Source organism: Labrenzia sp. THAF191a (assembly GCF_009363335.1).
Taxonomy (GTDB): Bacteria; Pseudomonadota; Alphaproteobacteria; order Rhizobiales; family Stappiaceae; genus Roseibium; species Roseibium algicola.
In genome coordinates, this window is sequence record NZ_CP045333.1 from 899,242 (window position 1) to 916,245 (window position 17,004).

The following is a 17,004-nucleotide window of genomic DNA, read 5'->3' on the forward strand; positions in this document are numbered from 1 at the left end:
ATGAGTACGGAACGAGAGTATGAAAGCGACCCTCGAGCGGACCGACCTCCTCAAGTCCTTGACCCATGTTCACCGCGTGGTCGAACGCCGGAATACCATTCCGATCCTGTCGAACGTTCTTCTGCGCGCCGATGGCGGCGCGATCAACCTGAAGGCTACGGACCTCGATCTGGAAATCGTCGAAAGCGTTCCGGCCATGATTGAATTGCCAGGCGCGACCACGGTTCCGGCACACATGTTCTACGACATCGTTCGCAAGCTGCCGGAAGGCTCGCAGGTGGTTCTGGAAACCACAAGCGACAACGCCACGCTGGAAATCCGCGCCGGTCGCTCGAAGTTCACCCTGCAGATGCTGCCGGAAACCGACTTCCCCGACCTGACCGCGGGCGACTTCAGTCACGGTTTCGCACTGACCGGCGCCGATATCCGCAAGCTGATCGACGCGACCCAGTTCGCGATTTCGACCGAAGAGACCCGTTACTATCTGAACGGTATCTACCTGCACACGGTAGACGCGGGCTCCGGTCTCCAGTTCCGCGCTGTTGCCACAGATGGCCACCGTCTGGCCCAGGCAGAAGTGCCGGCGCCTTCCGGTTCGGCCGGCATGCCGGGTATCATCGTGCCGCGCAAGACCGTTGGCGAGATCCAGAAACTGCTCGAGAACCCGGAAGCCAACGTCCAGATCGAGCTTTCCGATACAAAGATCCGCCTCACGACCGGCTCCGTCATCCTGACGTCCAAGCTGATTGACGGCACCTTCCCGGACTACGGCCGGGTGATCCCGCAGAACAACGACAAGGAAATGCGCGTCGACCGGGACGAGTTCAAGGAAGCTGTCGACCGCGTGTCGACGATCTCCTCCGAACGCGGCCGTGCCGTCAAGCTGTCGCTGACCGAAGGTCGCCTGGTGCTGACCGTGAACAACCCGGATTCGGGCAGCGCGACGGAAGAACTTGCCGTCGAATATGATGCCGATCCGTTGGAAATCGGCTTCAACTCCCGCTACCTGCTCGACATTGCCAACCAGCTGTCGAGCGACACGGCCCTGTTCCGTCTGGCGGACAGCGGCTCGCCGACCCTCATTCAGGACAACACGGTTGACGACTGCCTGTTCGTTCTCATGCCGATGCGGGTCTGATCTAGCCGGCACGCCCAATCAGTAGCGGAAGTGGGGTCATGACAGATTACCGGACGGCGCGGCTGACCCGTCTGTCGCTGACCGGCTTCCGCAACTACAGCACGCTGACATTGCCGATGGCGGCCAGGATGGTCGCCTTCGTCGGCCCCAATGGCGCCGGCAAGACCAATATTCTGGAAGCCATATCCTTTCTGACTGCCGGCCGCGGCCTGCGCCGGGCGGCCCTTGCCGACATAGCGCGCAACGACGGCGATGGCAGCTGGAGTGTTGCCGCAACAGTTCTATTGGATGGGTTCGAAACCAAAATCGGTACAGGTTTGGTGGCCGGCACCTCCGGACGCAAGGTGCGTATCGACGGCGAGGAAGTTCGCGGCTCGGAAAGTCTTTTGGACTACATGCGGGTGCTCTGGCTCGTGCCGTCGATGGACGGGCTGTTCACCGGCCCGGGTTCCGACCGTCGCCGTTTTCTTGACCGGCTGACGCTGGCGATCGACCCGACCCACGGCCGCCGGGTCAGCGACTTCGAAAACGCCCTTCGTCAGCGCAATCGCCTTCTCGATCAGGGTGGCTCCGATGCCTTTCTCAGCGCGCTGGAACAGCAGGTAGCCGAGCTCGGCACCGCCGTCTCCATCGCCAGGGCAGAGACCGTTGATCTGCTCAGCCGGATGATCGCCGGCCAGGCAGCCCAGGACCTGCCGTTTCCCCATGCTTCGGTTTCCCTTGAAGGTGCCTTCGAGGCGGAAACCGCCGGTTTGAGCGCCTCCGACCGGGAGGATCGCTACCGCCAGATGCTGCAGGACGGCCGACACCGCGACCGGGCCGCCGGGCGCACGCTCAACGGACCGCATCTGAGCGATCTCACCGTTCACCACGCGGCCAAGGCGATGCCGGCTTCGCAATCCTCGACCGGGGAACAGAAAGCGCTACTGATAGGCCTTATCCTTGCGCATGCCGAACTGACGGCAAAGGTGTCGGGGATGACGCCTGTCCTGTTGCTTGATGAAGTCGCCGCGCATCTCGATCCCGACCGTCGTTCGGCCCTGTTTTCGAAGCTGGATTCCCTTGGCGGACAGGTCTTCATGACCGGTACGGACGAGGCCCTTTTCGAGGCTTTGCCGGCGGAAGCCGAAGTGTTTGAGATCCGGGAGCACCAGGGCCGCCTGCTGAAGCGAGGCGAGGCCCCTTAAATCCGCCGGAATCTTATGGTTTTCCACCAGAATCCCTTCGCTGGCTTGGCTATGGCCGGCACGTGGTTGAACCCCCGCCGGAACCCCGTATAACGGGGGTGGAAAAGATAAATCGATTGGTGATTGATTCGCATGAGCGACACGTCCACGCCTGAGAGCAGCCCGACCCCCGAAACCAATGGCGGTGCCGAATATGGCGCCGACAGCATCAAGGTCCTCAAGGGCCTCGATGCCGTGCGCAAGCGGCCCGGCATGTATATCGGCGACACCGATGACGGCTCCGGTCTGCACCACATGGTCTACGAGGTGGTCGACAACGCCATCGACGAAGCGCTGGCCGGCCATGCCGACCACGTGACCGTGACGCTCAATCCGGACGGATCGGTTACGGTATCCGATAACGGCCGCGGAATCCCGACGGACCTGCACCCGGAAGAAGGCGTGTCGGCTGCCGAGGTCATCATGACCCAGCTGCATGCGGGCGGCAAGTTCGACCAGAACTCCTACAAGGTCTCCGGCGGCTTGCACGGCGTGGGCGTTTCCGTGGTCAATGCGCTGTCGACAAAGCTGGAACTGCGCATCTGGCGCAACGGCGAAGAACACTCCATGACCTTCGCCCATGGCGATGCCCAGGCACCGCTCAAGGTGGTTGGTCCGGCCAACGGCAGAAAAGGAACCGAGGTGACCTTCCTGCCGTCACCGGAAACCTTCACCAAGACCGAGTTCGATTTCAGCACCCTGGAACACCGGCTGCGCGAGTTGGCCTTCCTGAACTCCGGCGTCCGCATCATCCTGACGGACAAGCGCGGCGTTGAGGACAAGGTCGAGGAGCTGTTCTACGAAGGTGGCCTGGAAGCGTTCGTGCGCTATCTGGACCGTGCCAAACATCCGTTGATCGAGGAGCCGATCAACATGCGGGCCGAGCGTGACGGCATCACGGTCGAAGCCGCCATGTGGTGGAACGACAGCTATCATGAACATGTGCTTTGCTTCACCAACAACATTCCGCAGCGCGATGGCGGTACCCACCTTGCCGGTTTCCGGGCTGCGCTGACCAGGCAGGTGACCGGCTATGCGGAAGCAACCGGCCTGATGAAAAAGGAAAAGGTGAACCTTTCCGGCGATGACTGCCGCGAAGGCCTGACCTGCGTTCTTTCCGTCAAGGTGCCGGATCCGAAATTCTCGTCCCAGACCAAGGACAAGCTGGTTTCCTCCGAAGTGCGTCCGGTGGTCGAAAACCTGATCTCGCAGATCCTGAGCGAATGGCTTGAGGAAAACCCCGCGCCGGCCAAGACGATCGTCTCCAAGGTGGTGGAAGCGGCCTCCGCGCGTGAAGCCGCCCGCAAGGCACGCGAACTGACGCGCCGCAAGGGCGCCCTCGACATCGCCTCCCTGCCCGGCAAGCTTGCCGATTGCCAGGAGCGCGACGCCTCCAAGGCCGAACTCTTCCTGGTGGAGGGTGATTCCGCGGGTGGCTCGGCCAAACAGGGCCGTCACCGCGAAAACCAGGCCGTGCTGCCTCTGCGCGGCAAGATCCTCAACGTGGAGCGGGCACGCTTCGACAAGATGCTGTCCTCGAACGAAATCGGCACGCTGATCACGGCGCTTGGAACCGGCATCGGCAAGGAAGAATTCAACGTCGAGAAGCTGCGCTATCACAAGATCATCATCATGACCGATGCTGACGTGGACGGCGCGCACATTCGCACCCTGCTGCTGACGTTCTTCTTCCGCCAGATGCCGCAGCTGATCGAAAACGGCTACATCTATATTGCTCAGCCACCGCTCTACAAGGTCAAGCGCGGCCAGTCCGAGCAGTACCTGAAAGACCAGAAGGCGCTGGAAGACTATCTGATCGGACAGGGTCTGGACGAAGCTTCGCTGACGCTTGCCAATGGCGAGGTTCGCACCGGCCAGGACCTTCGTGCCGTCGCCGAAACCGCACGGACCATTTCCGACATCTTCGACGGGTTGCATTCACGCTACAACCGCGATGTTGTCGAACAGGCCGCGATTGCGGGTGCGCTGACACCGGAAATCCTGGACGATCAGGGCAAGGCTGAGGAAGCTGCCGCCTATATCGCCCGCCGGATGGACATCCTGGCAGACGAATTCGAACGGGGCTGGACCGGCGAAGCGCGGGACGATGGCAGCCTTGTGTTCAAACGGATGGTTCGCGGCGTGCAGGAAGCCGCAACGATTGACGCTGCCCTGCTTGGCTCCACGGACGCACGCCGTCTTGCAGCACATGCAGCCCATCTGAACGAGATCTACGGCAAGGCCGCTGTCTTGCGGCGCAAGGATATCTCGACGGAAATTCGGGGGCCTCGCGCCTTGCTGAACCAGATCTACGCCGCCGGCCAGAAGGGTATCTCGCTGCAGCGCTACAAGGGTCTCGGCGAGATGAACCCGGAACAGCTCTGGGAAACGACGCTCGACCCGAATGTCCGCTCCCTGCTGCAGGTGAAGGTGCGCGAGGCGGACGACGCCGACGACATCTTCACCAAACTGATGGGAGACGAGGTCGATCCGCGGCGCGAATTCATCCAGGAAAATGCCCTGGCCGTGGCCAACCTCGACATCTAAGGCCCTGGAAAACAAACAAAAAAGCGGCGCTTTGCGCCGCTTTTTTTTACGATCTCAGATTTCGCTCAACCGCCGGGCCAGGGTTCGGGCCGACCGAAGAAGAAGCCCTGTGCCGCCTCGATATCGAGCTCCCTCAGCAGACTGGCCTCTTCCGCCGTTTCAACATGTTTGGCGATCACCTTGATGCCGAGTTCGTGCGCCGCGCGAACCAGCCCGTTCAGGATGGCCGCCTTGGCGGGCTCTTCCACCACCTGCTGAGTGAGGCTCGATTCAAGCTTCAACCATTCGACACGCAGGTTGGTCAACCGCGACAGAACCGGCCAGTGTCCGGCAAAATCGTCAATGGCGGTCTGGCACCCCAGTTCATTCACGAACTTGAAAAACGCCTGAACGCTCGCCGGCTCTCGCAGGAAATCCTTTTCCGCGATTTCAAGACACAGCTTGGATGCCAGCAGCGGATTGACCGACAAACGATGATAGAGCCCGTCACGGAAGACCGGATCGCGGGCGGATTCAGCCGAGACGTTCATCGTCAGGATGGTACGGTCGGGATTGCGCTCTGCCGCGTCCAGCACCTTGTCCAGCGTCCAGGCATCCACCTGTGCAATGAAACCGGAGCGTTCGGCAGCCGAGATCCAGGCACGTGAAGACAGGCCCCGGGCACGATCCCCCTGCAGGCGCAGAAGGATTTCAGAACCGCAGGCCCTGTTCCGCTTCAGGCAGACGATGGGCATCGCGTAGAGCGTCAGCTCGTTGCCACGGAAACTTCCCGGCTCGGGTAGATCCGCCAGCTCACCACCCGCCCCTTCGCAGTCCTGCGGCTGCACCGAATGAACCTGCACGGAACGGCCGCCAAATCGCTTGCCGCGCAAACATGCCCGGTCGGCCAGCCCCAGTAGAGCTGCCGCATCGCCTTCACGCAGCTTCACATTGCTGTCGAGGAACGCCACACCGATGGACCCGCCAATGGTGAACACCCGGTCCCCCACCTCCAGGCGGATACGGTCAAAACCGGCCAGAATTTCCTCGGCGATATCGAGAGCGGCTTCCTCGTTGACCACCGGCACCATGCCGGCAAATTCATCGCCGCCGATCCTGGCGGCTGTACCGAATTCACCCAAGGTCAGGCGCAGGCAAGCCGCGACACGCTGGAGCATGTCGTCACCCGCGTCGTGGCCACCAAGATCATTGACCTTCTTGAACTCGTCGAGATCGATATAAAGAACGGCAAGGCCGATTTCATCTTCTGCGGCAAGCCGGGTCAACTCGCGTTTCAAGGCTTTGGTGAAGGCACGGCGGTTCTCCAGGCCGGTCAGCGGGTCGAGATACGCCAGGCGCCTGTTTTCGGCGGTTTCCTGGGGGCAGTCGACATTGCGCCGGATAACCGCCATGGAGGCACCGATGCCCGGCTTACTTTTCACCGCACCGGGAATGGGAACGAGCCGTACTTCGCACATCTGGCGATCAGCCACGTAACCTGCTGCCTGGAAGCTTCGGTTTTCCGGAATATAGAAGGTCTGCGGCAGTTCGCCTTCCAGATTTTCCAGGGCTTCGGCCAAGAGGTCCACTTCATAGTCGCTGTTGATCAGCTTCAGCAGCTTTCCCGCCATTTCGTCGGGGCTTTCGGAACCGTCGAACACAAGAACGTCGTCCGGAAAATGCTCCAGAAGATCGAGATCTCTTGCGGACTTCGCGGAGCGGATTTCATTTCGCGCCGGCTCTGGCAGGGTAACGATCTCGTCCTGGCCGTGTTCTTCCAGATCGAACTGCACCAGGACGGCCTGGCGCTCGCCCGAGAGGGAGACAAAGGATGTGCAAATCATGTGGTGGCAGAAGGTTTCGCCCGACTGCAGCACGATGGCCCCGCTCGCCTGCGCGGGAACGCCGCTGAAGGCCGCCGACAGAACCGCCTCGCACCGCCGCCAACTGGTTTCCGACAAAAGCGACGGCAGGCTGACCGGCACCGGAAAGACACCTTTTGCGGCGCAAAGCGCCTTCATTTGCTTGTTGTGAACAAGGACGCTGCCATCCTGCGCGACGTAGGCCGCAGCATGGGGAAGAACCTCCAGCAGGGACGTGTGGAAGCCTGTAAGATTATTATTTTCCGCACGACCGGATTGTTCCAGCCGGTCGCTTAAGAACCGATGGCTGACTTGCACCAGACCGCCCTTTCAAATTGCCGTTAAAATGGCGCTAATCAATACACACATGCGCCGCTCCTATGTAAAAATTACTAACACAGTTCAGTTGGCAAAACCGAAACAGAAAAACTACCCACAACTCTTAGAATTTTTATAGTAAATCAAAAATTAATGCGACTCTTTCAAATGTATTTAAAATTTTATGTTTATTTTATACTAACGCCTCATTTATCCCGAAAACTGCCACATTTTGATCACCCTCACGACGTAAAGGCGCCGCTACGGAATGTTACGAGCGTCGTCACGAAACTGTGTTCAAGATCGATCGGGGCGGGCTCACTTGCCCCAGGGGGACTATCATGAAGAGAATTACCTTCGCGCGGCATTTATCGCGCGTTGCCTTGGCGGGTGCCTTGCTTGCAGCAGCAGGTGTCGTCAGCGGTGCTCAGGCGGGCGTCTATCAACAATGCGGGAAAGCGTCCTGGTACAAGCTCGGCGGCACCACCGCCAGTGGTGAACGTGCAAATCCCAATCGGCTGACCGCAGCCCACAGGAGCCTGCCCTTCGGTACGCTGGTGGATGTGACCAATCTTGCCAACGGAAAGACCGTCACGGTGCGTATCAACGACCGGGGCCCCTTTGCCAAGGGCCGTGTTATAGATGTGACCTGGGCGGCAGCAAAAGAGCTCGGTTTTGTCCGCAGAGGCATCACGCGCGTAAAACTTTCCAGCAAAACCGGGAAAATATCTTCCGAATATAAGCAAATTTGCCAATAAATTTGCGGCAGGAAAGACAATATTTCCTTGCCGCAACGGCGCCTCCAAATTGTATGACAAATTTAAAGCGCTGAATTTAATGAATTAATTTGTACGACACATTATTTCATATATGACTCAGTATGAATAACGATCAGTCGCATTACAGTGAATCAAAAAATAAAATATTTTACGGTAATGACAATCGAGAAAGATGCCGCTAGAGTTGCCGCCGTGGTCGATGGGGCCACGTGCACAGTAACTTTATTCGCGCAGTCTAACGGCTGCGCGTTTTTTTTGTAACATTCCTCATCCCGCCGTAACCGGCTCGAAACAGCCCTCGATAGCCTCTGCGTTTGCTTACGCGGACGAGCCACTTTCAGACCTCCTCCCCCTCAAGTAGACGTTTCAGGAAGTCCGCAGCACTTTCCTTGAGTAGCTGCTGTTTTTCCGGCCCCATCCTGGCCCAGGACGCGTAAGGCTGACCGAGCCGCGGATTGCCCTTGAGCACCTCCTTGTTGCGGTCCAGAAAGTCCCAGTAAAGCGCATTGAACGGACAGGCCTTCGGGCCGGTCTTCTGCTTCACGTCATAAGAGCATGCGCCACAATAGTCCGACATCCGGTCGATATAATTGCCGCTCGATACATAGGGTTTGGAGCCGAGAAGCCCGCCATCGGCGAACTGGCTCATGCCAATGGTGTTGGGCGCCTCCACCCATTCATAGGCGTCGGCATAGACCATCAGATACCATTCATGCACTTCCTTTGGCCTGACGCCGGCCAGCAGGGCGAAATTGCCTGTCACCATCAGTCTTTGAATGTGGTGGGCATAGGCTTCTTCCAAGGTCTGGCCGATCGCTTCCGACAGGCAGCGCATGCGTGTCCGTCCGGTCCAGTAGAAATCGGGCAACGGACGGTCGGCGCCAAGTGTGTTGTTGTCGACATAGTCCGGCATCTTCAGCCAGTAGATGCCGCGCACATATTCCCGCCAGCCAAGGATCTGCCGGATGAATCCTTCGGCGGCATTGAGCGGAACCTTGCCGTCTTTCCATGCCTCTTCCACCTTCCGGCACAACACCTTGGCATCCAGCAGGCCGGCGTTCAGATAGGCCGACAGGACCGAGTGGAACAGAAACTTCCGGCCGCTCAGCATGGCATCCTGATATGTTCCGAAATCGGCCAGCATGTCGGCCAGGAAGTGCTCACAGGCCTCTTCCGCGTCCTTGCGGGTCACCGCGAACCAGAATGGCTCAAGATCGCCTATGTGCCCGGAAAATCGACTGGCGACCAGGTCCAGCACCTCTCGCGTGATTGCATCCGGCTCAAAGCGTTTCGGCTCTGGCATGAACAGGTCCGGCTGCGCGGGCTTGCGATTGTCTGCATCATAGTTCCATTTGCCGCCCGCAGGCTTGTCACCGTCCATCAGCAGGCCGGTGGAACGGCGCATCTCGCGGTAGAAATATTCCATCCGCAATTGCTTGCGTCCGTCCGCCCATGCCCGAAAATCCGCCACCGCTGAGAAGAACCGCGTGTCGGTAAGGATCTCTACCGGCAGGGTGAAAGCGTCGGACCAGGAGCGCATATCCTCCAAGACCCGCCACTCGCCGGGTTCGGTAACCACCATCCGCTGTGGCCGCAGGCGTTCGCAGGCCCGCTTCACCTCGCCCTTGAAGCTGCCGCTGTTGTCAGGGTCATCCAGCTTGACGTAATCCACCGTCCAGCCGGCTTCCTTCAGCTCTTCGGCGAAGTGGCGCATGGCGGAGAACAGGAAGGCAATCTTCTTCTTGTGATGGCGTACATAAGTGGCCTCTGCCATCACCTCGACCATCAGAACCCTGTCGTGGGCCGGATCGGCCCGCTTGAGGCTGGACAGTTCAAGTCTCAGCTGGTCTCCCAACACAAGTACAAGCGAACGGCAGTGGTTGGTCTCGGTCATGGGGCTCTGTTTTTTCCGGTCCTGGCCTTCCTACGCACAAGCCCCGCCGCCCTATCACCTCTACGGCCATTTTTTCCTCGCGCTCCCGGATCAAACGACACCCGCCCTTCTTTCTTCGGCCAGTTTCTCCCTGACCAGCCAGGCTCGAGCCCCCAAAAATCACCAACAGGTGCGCAGATAACCCGACGTTCATCCAGCCCCGACAACCCCGCCGATATCTTGTCCAAAATTTCAGAAAGCGATTGCCCCGGATCGCCGGATCTTGTATCAGACCCCTCTATCCGCCGCGCAGCCCTTGCGCGCGCGAAGAGCACCCGTAGCTCAGCTGGATAGAGCGCTGCCCTCCGAAGGCAGAGGTCACAGGTTCGAATCCTGTCGGGTGCGCCAAAAATCTGCAGAAAATTCAATAGCTTATACAATTCTGCGCGTTGCTCTAATCGAGCATTGTTCGCAGTATGTACGAGAAACGACTTTTGTTCGCGTTTTCTCCCCAGCCACGACCTCAGTTCATCTGCAGGTAGCGACATCGTTCCAGGGAGGCGCACATGTCTGAGCGCCGTCCATTCCGGGAAGTTAAGCTTCAGTGGCTGAGACTGCTGAGCTGTGATGCCAATATCAATGACAATGCCAAGTGCATTGCGCTCTATATCGTGACCGCACATGTGAACGGCCACACCGAGAAGGCGTGGCCGTCCTACAAGACCATTGCCGAAGCAACCGGCAAGAGTGTCAAATCCATCCAGCGGGCCATCCGAGATCTGGAAATCGGTGAATGGCTCAGCGTTCAACGCGGGAATGGCGTCGGGCACAATACGGAGTATTGCCCTACCGACGCCTCGATCCTAAAGGCTTCAGAGCTTCGAGAAAAGACGGACAAATCTGTCCCCCTTGCCTCTTCTGAAGGCGGACAGATCTGTCCCGAAAGGCGGTCAGATGTGTCCGGCAAAGGCGGTCAAATCTGTCCACCAAACAAAGAGAAAGAAATAAATAAAAAACCTAACCCGCGTGAGGCGCGCGCGAAGGCGGCTTTCCGTCGCTCCATTCCCGTCGTCGTCCTGCCAACGGCTCAGACCAGACAGGTCGATGAATGGAACGCCTGGCTGGCCGAAAAGACCCTGCCCGACCTGGCGCGGTTCAATCTCGCAACCAGCGTCAACGGCTTCTCCGGATACCAGCTTCCAGGGCGATGGCCACCGGAAGACGGCTCGGACAAAGAGCAAGATTGCCTCTCGTATTTCCTGAACAGACTGCCCGTGATCGCGCACCAATCGGCCTCTCAGACAGCCTACAGGCAAGCGGCATGACTGCGGCGGATCGGACAAGAGCAAGGCGACCCGTGTCATACGACACAGGACCTTGCGAGGGGTGGCAGGCCTCCCCTTCGAACCCCTCCGGACCGCAAACGGCCCGTCTCGCCGAGACGGTTGTTATGCGCTGTACGACGGAGGAAAAGAGACATCTCAAGCGCCGCGCCGCCGCGGACAAAATCTCCGTCTCGGAGCTGTTGCGCGCAGCGTTGGGGCAGATCAAAGCCCCGCGCCGCCGTGCCACACCGCAGGCTGATCCGCAGCTTGTGACAGCGCTCAGCCGCATCGGCACGAACCTGAACCAGATCGCCCGCGCCGTGAACTCCGCCCAGGCCGCCGACGACATGCGTCAGCTCGACGGCCTGCAGCTGCTCGCCGAGCTGATCGGCATCGAGCGCCAGATGTCGGCCCTCCTTGCCAGCCACACACGGCGGGACGCAGATCATGCTGATTAAGCTGTTCCGCAGTGGCAAGGGCGGCGGGGCGGCACCGGTCGATTATCTGATCGCCTCTCATGTGCTCGACTACGACGCCAATCGCGATCTCATCCGCGACGACGCTGGCGTCCCGCTGATGAAGAGCCGCGATCCGTTGCCGGAAGTGCTGGCGGGCGACGCGGACCACACCCGGGCGCTGATCGATGCCTGCCCCCACGCCTGGACGTACCGGGCCGGCGTGATCAGCTTCGATAAGGACGACCATCCGAGCGAAGAGCAGCAGCAGGCCGTCATGGACGCCTTCGACGAGCTCGCCTTTTCTGGTCTAGACCGCGACCAGGTCGACATGCTCTGGGTTCGGCACAGCCACGAGGGCCGCGTGGAACTGCATTTCTGCACGCCGCGCATGGAGCTTACGTCCGGCAAGAGTCTCAACATCGCCCCGCCTGGCTACCAGAAGGCCATGGATGCCCTGCGCGACATGCTCAACAAGGAGCATGGCTGGGCCGATCCGCAAGATCCGTCCAGGTCGCAGGACACCAAGCAGCTTCCGGAAAAGAAGCTTCGGGCACAGGGCCGCGAGGACATCCAGAACTGGCTGGAAGACCTGATCGTCACCGGTCGCATCTCATCCCGGCCGGACATGGTTGCCGCACTTGAGGGCGCCGGCTTCGAACTGCCCCGCCAGGGCAGAACCTATCTCACAGTCAAAGACCCGGACAGCGACACCCGCTGGCGGCTCAAGGGAGACATTTTCCATGCAGATTGGACCAGAGAGAAGACCGCTCAGAGAGCGACTGAGCGAGAACATCGAGCAGATGCACGAGGATCAGAACGCCTCGCTGCTCGAAGCCTTTCAGACCTCCGAGACGAATATCGAGCGCATGTTGAAAAGCGCAGGGTCTACAATCAGCAAAGATATCCGCACGTCCCAGGAGAAACTGAACGCAACGTTAGAAAGGCACTTGAGGTCGAGCGAGGAACAGATCCATCAGCTGAAAACAGGCATGGCGGAAAACGAGAGATTGGCGGCGAAGAACCGCTTGTTGAAACTCTCGGCAGCGATTCTGGTCTCGGTCGTCCTGACGCTTGGCGGGGTTCTGTTCCTGGAGAACCACTTGAGAGGGGCGCTGATCGCCTCTGCCTTCAATCAGACAACTTACACGGAATTTCCGATCCTGATCTTCGACACGAAAACCGGCACGTACGAGCGTTGCCGGGACATAGACGGGAATTTCTCCTGCCACCTAACCAAGTAGAGCACCATGACAGACACCAATCCCTCCGCACCGAACCTGCCATCCCAACAAACCCTGACGCCGCTCGAGCGCGGGTTGCTGAGCTTGGTCGAACGCTTGACCAAAGCCTTCGAACATTCGACCGCTCAGCTGGAGCATTTGGAAAGACGCTCGACCGGCTTGCTGGAAGAACGGCTGACCGAACTCGAAACGTTGCTCGACAGGTCCATCAGCTCGCAACGGGCCTTCAACGAGGCCTTGCTCGACTTGCTCAGTGCGCCGGAATCCTCCGGCAGATCGGTGGAAGAGCTCTACGGGGCTACGGAAAAGCTCAACAGCTCCAGAATCCTGCGATAAATACAAGACGCTCACGCAAAACACGTCGAGAGCGCTAGGATTGCTGCCACGTTCTAAAGTTGCATCTTTTCGCACTCAACTCTATGAGTACATAAATGTCATCCTTGAGTCACCAATTGAGACAGATATGCAGCATTCAGAGAGTGAAGTAGCTATTTCATTGGAAGCTTTTCAGATACTCGGCCTCTATGACGAGTTTGATTATATGATTCCATTTAATACACAGGAACATGTTACCGCTGTAATAGCACCCAATGGGGCTGGAAAAACTTTATGTCTAAAAGCAATTGATGCTTTATTTGGAAGAGAGTGGAAGTTTTTTAGAGGAATAGTTTTCGACGCCGCTCGCTATTTATTCTCTGACGGAACCTCAATTGAGATTTTAAGAAAGAAACTTGATGACGATAATTTAGAGTTTGACGAAAACCTCGAGGAAGAACCCTCTTTATACATATCCATGCTCCGCGATGGAGAGTGGATACGCTCGCTCCTCCCGAGTGGGAAAAGGCGTCCCTCGAGGAAATACGAATTTCACTTACCCTTTCTTCAAAGAGTCGGACCGGATCGGTGGCTAGACGCTCGTAGTAAAACCATAATTCGAAGCCGGGAAATAGAAGAGAGGTTTTCTGATGAATTACCAAATCCAGCGAAATTGTTTGTCAACCGGGAAGCGTTATCTAGTATCTTTTCCTTTTTAAAGCGCATTAATTGCAATTTTATTGAAACACAAAGACTTATTGTTTTATCTCAAGAATTCGACGAAGATGACGAAGACAACGAAAATTTTTTTCTTACGCAAGCGGGAAAAACGCAGTTTGCTATCGAACAAAAAGCAGACATGCTCAAATCAATTATTCGTAGTGAGCTAACAAAATACGCCGCGCTCTCTCAATCATTAGACCGAACATTTCCTCAGCGTGTCATTCGCTCAGCAATTGAACATCGAGCCACACCCGACATTGCCGAAGAATTAGAACTCTTAGACACCCTTCGAAAACGTTATATGTCGGTCGGCATTTTGGAAAGTGAACACGATGTTCCTGTAAATATGCCGACCGGCTCTTATGATGACGAGGCAATAAATGCACTTCTCGGTGTATATGTTGAAGACAACAAGAAAAAACTAAATGCACTTTCAGAAATATATGAAAAAATTTCTCTATTTAAGTCTTTGATGGAGAATAGATTCGGAAAAAAAGAAATTGAAATAAACAAAACTGATGGATTGGCAGTTACATATAAGGGAAGACGAATTCCTGTCGAGAAACTCAGCTCTGGAGAGCAGCATCAGCTAGTTCTGTTTTTCTCACTGCTATTTGAAATGCCCTCAAATTCTCTAATTCTAATTGATGAGCCAGAAATTTCGCTTCACATTGCCTGGCAAAAGAAATTCATCGGCGACTTAATAGAAATTATAAAGCTGCGAAATTTTGACGTTGTACTTGCAACTCACTCACCTCAATTAATAGGTCGTTGGACAAATTTGGTTGTTGAGCTTGGTGATGTTTATGAAGGCGAGCATCCTTTTGGGATAATTGATTTTGAGGACCCGTTCGCATGAAGTCGATGACCAACGAGATCGGTCCTGAGGAAATTTTTGGCGAACTTCTTCTTATGCGACAAGAGTTCAAAGGCGCTCAATTGCTACTTGAAGGTGCGAATGATATCGACAGGTTCGAGAAGTTTGTGGATAGCAATACCTGCTCAATAACAAATTGCTATGGAAAACCCAATCTGCTGGGAGCAATGAAGATTGCGCACGAAAAAGAGTTCGTGGGTTGCATTGGCCTAGCAGACGCAGACTTCGACCGTGTCTTAGGCAGATTGGAGCAACTTCCAGACTTAATCTACTCAGAATGCTATGATTTTGATATGGATACTATTCGAACGGAGGCTACGTCTCGCTATTTAAGATTAGCTGGTGACGAAGATAAATGTAAATCTATCGGTTCTCACGATAAAATCGTTGATTCGATTGTTCTATCCTTGTCGCCCGTTTCTCATGCAAAACTTGCGAATGAAATGTTCAGACTTGGTTACCCTGTGGGTAATGTTCAATGGTATAAATTTTATGAAGACTTCCAAATTGATAAAGGAAAGCTTGTCGCTGGAATTTTAGGTAAAACTGTTTGCGAAGTAGGCAAAGTAGAAAAATTAAAAGCTCATATCGAATCTGCAGCCGCAAATAATTTTGATCTCCATCAGATCACCAACGGTCATGATTTTTGTTGGGCTTTAGGTGTCAATCTTCGGAAGAAGCTGGGGGATCGAAACAAAAATCAAACCATCGGCAAGGAAGTTGAAATGCACCTCAGACTTGCCATAAGTGAATCCGATTTCAAAACCATGAGTGTTTTCGATTCAATTGTTCAATGGGAGAAAAGAACTGGCCACCTTGTTTTAAAAAGAACAATTCTATAGTTGGCGTAGATATAATCTAGTTTGTTTTTTAATTTTAACCATTATTTCAATCACACTGGAATCCAACCCGGATGAAGGTGACTTCCGCGGCTAAATGCTGCGCAGCATCCGATTTCGTGGCTTTTGATCGAACGACTTTGAACGCCTTTCGGGTTCATCAAGGGCATTCAGGAAGACTCAGAAGATTGTTCGGCTGGTCACCGTCCGCAGTCGTCTTCAGATATTTGTTTCCAGAAGCACTTACGGCCACAACCACATTTACGCGATCACCGGCAGGCTGTTCCACGTAGAATGCAAACTCACTGCTTTCGATGCCTTGAATGGCTCTGTCTAAATTGAGTTTCCAGCGGTTACCGTCTGGGTTCGTGCCGCCAATACTGCTTATGCGCTCCCAAGCGCTTTGTCGGTCAGTTTTTTTAATGCATCTAACTCTGGCGGTAATGGTCATAATAAATTCCTCCCAATAGCAACTGGAAGGTATCACACTTATGACGCGAATGTCGGGTTGGGTACTTTCATCGCCAATCAGGGCCATCGTAGTCGTGAGGTGGCTCTATTTCATTCCAGCGAGCGGCAACTTCACTGCATGACGCTTCAACACGCTCTCTAAAGCGTTCGTGTGAACGGCTTGCTTTGACAACTTTTGTCTCCGCAAGATCAACGGCCATGCACAGTCGGGGCAAAGGCTGCATTTGTCCGTCTTCCAAGGCCCACAATATCAGGGCGGATGCGGCGGCGAGCCTATCCGTTATTGCGGTTCGGTCGGAAGAAAACGCATATAAGAGGATCAAACCGCCAGCGAAAATTTCGCCATCTTGTGACTGTGTGACCAATGCGTCGAGCGACACTTTGAGCTTCACACCAGAAATAGATTTCAGGAGAGTCTTGGGGTTGGCCGATAGCTCATATCGGCCAAATCGTCGTGGCGTAAATGTGTCCTGAAATGCTCGAACCGCTTTTATACAGCGAAGCGCTTCGTCGCGATTGTATCCGCTTTCCATGAGCGTCCTGGCCTCAAGTTTACCTGCTAGGAAATCGAGTCCGTCTCGATCAAAATTGTCTGTGGTCAGAGCTCTCTTCAACGCTTGGCGTACTTGAGAGTACGCTGCAACTTCAACCTTTTTTGGGAATTTTGCGGCACATATTAATTTGGTGCGCTGTGTCGCATGCACTGTCGATAGATAGTCAGATATGTGGTTCACTGAGAACTGAGGATAGCGGTTAAATCCGTAGTTTGGAGTGTCAGTCATGGATGATATCGCTTTGATTGCAAAATTGGATAATGACACCACGCTTTACGTGTCACCCATGCACGACGAAACATATCGCGAGTATATTGAGGACGATACTCTCGGTGGTTCTATGGGTTATTTCATCACCCGCGAACGAAAAAATCAATTTGAAGTTCTCGCCAAGGCTGCAAATCTTGATGCAGCACGCGAAATTTTTGGCATGCTCACAGCTAATCTTCATGGTTCTCGATAAGGCGAGTAAGGGCACG

Annotated in this window: 14 protein-coding genes and 1 tRNA gene; 11 read left to right on the top strand and 4 right to left on the bottom strand. The window is 55.7% G+C overall.

The window, feature by feature from the left end; genetic code table 11:
- Positions 1-19: 19 nt before the first annotated feature.
- The 3 genes from dnaN (at position 20) to gyrB (ending at position 4,911) form a co-directional block, all read left to right on the top strand.
- On the top strand, positions 20-1,138 hold the full coding sequence (dnaN, locus tag FIV05_RS04180) for a DNA polymerase III subunit beta (protein WP_077291059.1): 1,119 nt from the start codon (positions 20-22) through the stop codon (positions 1,136-1,138).
- A 38-nt stretch (positions 1,139-1,176) separates the two neighbouring features.
- Complete coding sequence (gene recF, locus FIV05_RS04185; protein ID WP_152508758.1) at positions 1,177-2,325, top strand: DNA replication/repair protein RecF; 1,149 nt, start codon at positions 1,177-1,179, stop codon at positions 2,323-2,325.
- A gap of 132 nt (positions 2,326-2,457) precedes the next feature.
- Positions 2,458-4,911 carry a DNA topoisomerase (ATP-hydrolyzing) subunit B gene (gyrB, locus tag FIV05_RS04190; RefSeq protein ID WP_152504884.1) on the top strand — a complete coding sequence of 818 codons (2,454 nt, stop codon included), beginning with the start codon at positions 2,458-2,460 and terminating at the stop codon, positions 4,909-4,911.
- Between the two features lie 65 nt (positions 4,912-4,976).
- Here the strand turns inward: gyrB and FIV05_RS04195 are convergent, their stop codons facing one another.
- A complete protein-coding gene (locus tag FIV05_RS04195) occupies positions 4,977-7,070 on the bottom strand; it encodes a GGDEF and EAL domain-containing protein (RefSeq protein ID WP_152508759.1) in 2,094 nt (697 codons plus the stop codon).
- Between the two features lie 341 nt (positions 7,071-7,411).
- Here FIV05_RS04195 and FIV05_RS04200 point away from each other — a divergent pair, with 341 nt between their 5' ends.
- The gene (locus tag FIV05_RS04200; RefSeq protein ID WP_152508760.1) at positions 7,412-7,828 is read left to right on the top strand and encodes a septal ring lytic transglycosylase RlpA family protein; all 417 of its coding nucleotides are present in this window, start codon (positions 7,412-7,414) and stop codon (positions 7,826-7,828) included.
- Positions 7,829-8,186: 358 nt separating this feature from the next.
- Here the strand turns inward: FIV05_RS04200 and FIV05_RS04205 are convergent, their stop codons facing one another.
- Positions 8,187-9,743 (bottom strand): cryptochrome/photolyase family protein, encoded by a 1,557-nt coding sequence (locus FIV05_RS04205; protein WP_152508761.1) that lies wholly within the window; start codon positions 9,741-9,743, stop codon positions 8,187-8,189.
- A 310-nt stretch (positions 9,744-10,053) separates the two neighbouring features.
- On the opposite strand from FIV05_RS04205, the gene FIV05_RS04210 reads away from it, so the two are divergent.
- The 6 genes from FIV05_RS04210 (at position 10,054) to FIV05_RS04235 (ending at position 15,503) form a co-directional block, all read left to right on the top strand.
- Positions 10,054-10,130, top strand: a tRNA-Arg gene (locus FIV05_RS04210).
- Positions 10,131-10,288: 158 nt separating this feature from the next.
- Complete coding sequence (locus tag FIV05_RS04215) at positions 10,289-11,047, top strand: helix-turn-helix domain-containing protein (RefSeq protein WP_152508762.1); 759 nt, start codon at positions 10,289-10,291, stop codon at positions 11,045-11,047.
- A gap of 125 nt (positions 11,048-11,172) precedes the next feature.
- Complete coding sequence (gene mobC / locus FIV05_RS04220; RefSeq protein ID WP_152508763.1) at positions 11,173-11,505, top strand: plasmid mobilization relaxosome protein MobC; 333 nt, start codon at positions 11,173-11,175, stop codon at positions 11,503-11,505.
- Positions 11,495-13,120 (top strand): relaxase/mobilization nuclease domain-containing protein, encoded by a 1,626-nt coding sequence (locus tag FIV05_RS04225; RefSeq protein WP_152508764.1) that lies wholly within the window; start codon positions 11,495-11,497, stop codon positions 13,118-13,120. Before mobC ends, FIV05_RS04225 begins: the two co-directional genes overlap by 11 nt.
- A 2-nt stretch (positions 13,121-13,122) precedes the next feature.
- Positions 13,123-14,643 (top strand): AAA family ATPase, encoded by a 1,521-nt coding sequence (locus FIV05_RS04230; protein WP_152508765.1) that lies wholly within the window; start codon positions 13,123-13,125, stop codon positions 14,641-14,643.
- A complete protein-coding gene (locus FIV05_RS04235) occupies positions 14,640-15,503 on the top strand; it encodes a hypothetical protein (RefSeq protein WP_152508766.1) in 864 nt (287 codons plus the stop codon). The genes FIV05_RS04230 and FIV05_RS04235 overlap by 4 nt, the downstream gene beginning before the upstream one ends.
- 157 nt (positions 15,504-15,660) lie before the next feature.
- Here the strand turns inward: FIV05_RS04235 and FIV05_RS04240 are convergent, their stop codons facing one another.
- Complete coding sequence (locus FIV05_RS04240) at positions 15,661-15,951, bottom strand: DUF3892 domain-containing protein (protein ID WP_152508767.1); 291 nt, start codon at positions 15,949-15,951, stop codon at positions 15,661-15,663.
- A 67-nt stretch (positions 15,952-16,018) separates the two neighbouring features.
- A complete protein-coding gene (locus FIV05_RS04245; protein ID WP_152508768.1) occupies positions 16,019-16,753 on the bottom strand; it encodes a hypothetical protein in 735 nt (244 codons plus the stop codon).
- Between FIV05_RS04245 and FIV05_RS04250 the strand changes: the two genes are divergently transcribed.
- Complete coding sequence (locus FIV05_RS04250; protein WP_152508769.1) at positions 16,752-16,988, top strand: hypothetical protein; 237 nt, start codon at positions 16,752-16,754, stop codon at positions 16,986-16,988. The genes FIV05_RS04245 and FIV05_RS04250 overlap by 2 nt on opposite strands.
- Positions 16,989-17,004: the final 16 nt, after the last annotated feature.